Below are 3,531 nucleotides of genomic sequence, written 5' to 3'. Positions count from 1 at the left end.
GCTGATACTTGCTCATGGTGCCGGTGCACCGATGGATCATGCTTTTATGACGGATGTTGCGGAGCGTCTGGCAGAACGGGGCGTGACAGTTGTGCGGTTTGAGTTTCCTTACATGGTTGAGCGACGACTCCATGGTAAGAAGCGGCCGCCCGATCGTGCACCTAAACTTCTGGCGTGCTGGCGGGAGGTGATTGCCGATATCCAGAACACGGTTGATAGTGTGCCTTTGTTTATCGGCGGGAAATCCATGGGCGGGCGCATGGCCACGCTGGTGGCTGCTGAAGGTGTGGCAGGGGTGAACGGTGTTGTGTGCCTTGGATATCCATTCTATGCCACCGGTAAACCGGAGAAGCCCCGTGTGGAACACCTTCAGGGTATCGAGCTGCCGGTGCTGATTGTGCAGGGCGAGCGGGATGCCATGGGAAATCAGGAAACAGTGGTGGAATACAACTTGTCAGATCATGTGGAGATTGTCTGGCTGGTGGATGGTAACCACGATCTCAAGCCTCGCAAGGCTTCTGGTTTTTCTCATGAAGAACATTTGGTTTCAGCGGCAAAGGCTGTGCGAGTTTTCGTTTCATAGCCATAATGCGCTCTTTCTGGGTAAGGCCTTTGGTTTTGATGGCTTTCAGATTTTCCAGAATAATACCCATGGATTCTGGCCGTTGTTCAGGGGCAAGGTTCAGTGAGTCACAAGCCAGTTTCAGGAGAGATTTGTACACGACACGGTCATGGGCCGGTAGTGAGTTGTCGAGGATCCGCATGTGAGGATGGGAGATACAGCTGCGAAGGTCGTTGAGGGATGTGTGTTTCCTGCTGAAATGGTTACAACCTGCTGGGCAGTCGAGATTAAACTGGCATTGTGGGGCGTTGGTCCAGGCGTAGGGAATCAGCGAGCTCTGCAGAATTTGAAGAAGAATCAGTCCCCAGCTGAAAATATCCCCAGAGTATTCCACTTTTTTACCATAGAAAAATTCGGGGGGGAGTCTGGTATCTGCTTTGCTCAGAGTGATATTGAGAGTATTTCCAAAGTATTTCCATACCCTGTCGCCATGTTCACAAAGGATATTCGGGTTTGTGGCGTTCACTGGCAGGGTCCTGCCAAAGTCAATGATCTGAGCATGCCCATCCCCGCGAAGCATGAGGTTGTTGGAGCTTAAATCCCGATGAACAAACTTTTTCGAGTGGATGTATTGCAGTCCTCTTGCGGAACCTTCGAAGATGAGAAATCGACATGCTGTAGTGGGCTTGTGTACTGATGATTCGATATTATTCAACCAGCTGGTCAGGCTTTGTTCCAGTTTGGGCATGAGAATAAGTGTTAGATTATCATCTGACATATAGGAGTATCCGACGCAGGCGACAATATTAGGGTGTTGCAATCGGCTCATAAGCTGCGCTTCTTCCAGAAAATTTCTGGCATCGCTGACTCTTAGATTGGTTTTTACGATGAATTTATCTGCATCCTGATATTGAGGTGTACAGGCTACACGCACCGCACCAAATGTGCCGCATATGTCGGAGTCTGTGGAAGGGGATGCCCAGTAGTCTTCAATGTTGAGAGCAATAATGTTTGCGACTTGTCTTGCGGTGAGCGGATGAGTTGGCGTATTGACATTGACGGAAACCACTTGATGGGCGGTTTGTCTGAGGTCAAATCTGCGCACTGAGGTTTTTTGGGTTCCGGGGCTTCGGGACACTTGGTAAAGAAAAATAGTCGGGTGCTGAGCGTGTTCACCTTTACGACGTTTAGGCGATGGGTGTGGTGCCTCCCGAAAGGCAGGAGGTCGTTTGACGCACACTTTCTGTATCATCTTAGTTAGGTTCAGCTGCTTTCATGGGAATGAACAATCTACTTTTATGCCATAGCCGACAGATGATAAGAATGACTCTCCTGTTAGCACCTCCAACGATAAGTATCCGGACCATTGCTTTCGCATAGTCTGGCGGCGTCTTTTTCCGCTCGAAATGGCTATTGCCTGAATCGCCTTTCTGGGATGTCCATAGACTGCATAACACCCTGAATATGGACGTCGTTGCGGATATTGGGAGCTCATGGGTTTAAGGTTGGCTTAGTGGGTGAGAATTGTAATTGCTTCCTCATGATCCAGCAGGGGATAAATCCGGCTGTGGAGTTCCCGGCGATTATCGGAGTGTAGCCACTGGCTCCAGCACTGGATGTTATCCCAGAGGCTGACTGTCACCCGGTGGCAGGAATTTTCGATGTCCCTCAGAGTCTCACTTCCCAGAAAACCTTGAGCGCTCTCGATGAGGGATACGGTCTCCCGCAGGCAATGGTCGTAGTGCTGTTCCAGTCCTTCGGCGACGGTGCGGTCTATGATTACCTTGATCATGGGTAAGTCCTTATCAAAGTCTGTGCAGGTTCCGATTAGGCTATGAAGATCTTTCCAAGGCTATTAAGATCTTTCAAAGATAGTTTCGCCCGTAATCCATAAAATTTAAGTGTAAGTGTATTTTTGTAATGTCCTATACCATTTCCCGAACTCTCGATACCTGCGGCCTCAACTGCCCTGAACCCGTGATGATGCTGCATAAAACTGTTCGGGAAATGGCTGCTGGGGATATTGTAGAGGTGATTGCCACCGACCCTTCCACCAGCCGCGATATCCCCAAGTTTTGTAACTTCCTTGAGCATGAGCTGCTGGTTCAGGAAGAGCGGGAGCATCGTTTTTATTACCATATCCGCAAGAAAGATGCGGCTTGATTGTTAGATATACTGATGGTTTAGCCAGTTTTCAGGACAATTTAGTAATGAATGTCTAACGATTGCCGTCTCTCTCTCTCTTATGTCTCTCAACCCTGACTGAATATATGAGAGGAATGAGTGAGATGGCAGCACCATTGCGACGACGGCACTCTTCTACAGAGCGCGAACAGCACTACAGACCAAGACATGATTCTGAAGATACTCGCAGGAGACGCACTCGGTATTCACATCATCGTGTTGCACCTTATTCTGTACCAGAAAGATTCAGTTATCATTCCAGATCTCGAATGCCGGAATACGAGCGCCCTCGTCAGGAGCGCGCCTCTCATCGCCGCAGTGACCCTGTCCATCGGGAGAGCTTTCTCAGGGAGACAGAAACACGCCACAGACCCCGGAGCATGAATGAAGAAGGTACGCGCCGGTATGAGAGGCACCCGATGGGAAGAGACATTGAGCAGGTATATAAGGAAAAAGTCGATCAGCTTGAGAAGGCAATTAAAGAACTCGGGCGTGTGTCTGAGAAGGATACTCGAATTAAGAATTTTGATGACAAGTTCAAACCCTTGGCATTGGAGTTATTTGAGGCACTTCGGGATCACCCTCGTACCTGGTCCGCATCTCTGTGTCTCGTAGCATTATTAAAGTATGCTGGTGTGTTCATGTACGCGGGAGATCACGATAAAGCCGCCTATTGGTATGATCTGATTGAACAATTTGAGGCTCATATGACTCCTGCCCAAAAGAGGAATATGTACCCCAAATTCCGTATGGCTCTGGATAAAGTTTGCCAGCGTCTATTTCGC

General features: G+C 49.1%; 5 protein-coding genes. 3 read left to right on the top strand and 2 right to left on the bottom strand.

All coding sequences use genetic code 11. From position 1 onward, the window contains the following. The first annotated feature begins 1 nt into the window (after position 1). Complete coding sequence (locus E1189_RS02630; protein WP_230460068.1) at positions 2-583, top strand: alpha/beta family hydrolase; 582 nt, start codon at positions 2-4, stop codon at positions 581-583. On the opposite strand, the gene E1189_RS02625 is transcribed toward E1189_RS02630, so the two are convergent. Next, entirely contained in the window at positions 501-1,667 is a 1,167-nt protein-coding gene (locus E1189_RS02625) for a protein kinase domain-containing protein (protein WP_196221103.1), read from the bottom strand. The two genes, E1189_RS02630 and E1189_RS02625, sit on opposite strands and share 83 nt — an antisense overlap. A 405-nt stretch (positions 1,668-2,072) precedes the next feature. Next, the gene (locus E1189_RS02620; RefSeq protein ID WP_155158506.1) at positions 2,073-2,354 is read right to left on the bottom strand and encodes an antibiotic biosynthesis monooxygenase family protein; all 282 of its coding nucleotides are present in this window, start codon (positions 2,352-2,354) and stop codon (positions 2,073-2,075) included. 128 nt (positions 2,355-2,482) lie between these two features. On the opposite strand from E1189_RS02620, the gene tusA reads away from it, so the two are divergent. Next, positions 2,483-2,725, top strand: coding sequence for a sulfurtransferase TusA (gene tusA / locus E1189_RS02615; RefSeq protein WP_155158505.1), 243 nt, complete (start codon positions 2,483-2,485; stop codon positions 2,723-2,725). Positions 2,726-3,015: 290 nt separating this feature from the next. After that, on the top strand, positions 3,016-3,531 hold a 516-nt coding region (locus tag E1189_RS02610), incomplete at its 3' end, for a hypothetical protein (protein WP_155158504.1).

Source organism: Parendozoicomonas verongulae, assembly GCF_009711465.1.
Classification (GTDB): Bacteria; Pseudomonadota; Gammaproteobacteria; order Pseudomonadales; family Endozoicomonadaceae; genus Sansalvadorimonas; species Sansalvadorimonas verongulae.
The sequence above is the reverse complement of the archived record's forward strand: the minus strand, read 5'-3'. Positions and strand labels throughout refer to the sequence as shown.